Source organism: Streptomyces sp. NPDC058000 (assembly GCF_042886435.1).
Lineage (GTDB): Bacteria > Actinomycetota > Actinomycetes > Streptomycetales > Streptomycetaceae > Streptomyces.
Genome location: NZ_JBHVQS010000145.1, coordinates 1 through 1080, shown reverse-complemented (window position 1 = coordinate 1080; position 1080 = coordinate 1). Strand labels below are relative to the sequence as shown.

Sequence of the window (1080 nt, the reverse complement as noted above, 5' to 3'; positions counted from 1 at the left end):
GAGCCAACCGCCCCGTGGCCCCCGAGCCGCAGCGCGCAGTCCCCCAGCAGCGGCACCTCCCGCAGCCGTTCCCCGGCCAGGCCGCCCCCGCGCACCACCGCCCGCCGAACGTGGAGTTCCGCGACGGCGTCCCGTACCACTACACGATCGGCCAGCAGCCGCAGCAGATCGTCGTGCAGCTCCCCGAGACCTCCTCGATGTCCCCGGCCCAGCGCGAGCTGGTGGTCAACGTCGTCCTCCTCCTGGTCGTCGCCGTGGTCCTGTGCGGCTGCGTCGCCGGGCTGGTCGTCATCGCCGGAGGCACCCTCATGGGCCTGATCGGGACGATCGGAGCGAACGCCGTCCCGGTCGGCCTGACCGCCGTGGGCGCGATCGTCGCCGCCGGGTGGCTGGTCTCCCGACTCAAGGGCCTGGCCCAGACCGCCGTAGACAACAAGAAGTAGCCCCCACCAGCGTCAGCCCTCTGCTGGTGACGCCATGAGCCCGAGACGTCATGACGTCACCAGGCCGAAAGGACACCCCGTGAACACGCAGATCGAGAACCCCACCATCGAGACCCCCGCGCCCGCCGGCCCCGTGCTGCGAAAGCTCACCACGATGCAGCGCGCCGTCCTGATCGCGGCCATCGTGCCGATGATCGCGGTCGGCATCGCCGGAGGCGTCGGCACCTACACGAACCTCGGCGCGAAGTACGGCGAGGGCACGGCGGTCGGCGCGCTCGCCGCTGGTGAGGGCGCAACCGCCGTCCTCGCCCTGGTCCTCCTCGTGACCACCCTCCTCGGCCAGTCGGCCCCGGCCCTCGTCCGCGCCGGACTCTGGGCTCTGCCCGCAGCCGCCGCCGCGATGGGCGCGACGGCCGCCGCCGACCTCGGCCAGGCCATCGTCTACGGCCTCACCCCGATGGCAATCACCGCTGCGGCCGAGGGCATCGCGTTCCTGTCCCGCCGCGTCGTCGTCTACAAGGAAGGCCGCGACATCGAGGCGGAGGCCCGCGCCGCTGCCATCGTCCGGGACCTGGCCTACCACCAGGCCCGCGCCACCGGACACCCCGACAAGTCCAAGCGCAAGGCGTCCGAGAAG

At 72.7% G+C, this 1080-nt stretch carries 1 protein-coding gene and 1 pseudogene; both read left to right on the top strand.

All coding sequences use genetic code 11. The features are described from left to right. Window positions 1-443: hypothetical protein (locus ACFVT2_RS43465; RefSeq protein ID WP_390028038.1), on the top strand; the 443-nt coding region annotated here is incomplete at its 5' end. Between the two features lie 79 nt (window positions 444-522). Then, window positions 523-1080 (top strand): annotated as a pseudogene (locus tag ACFVT2_RS43460) (hypothetical protein); the annotation flags it as partial.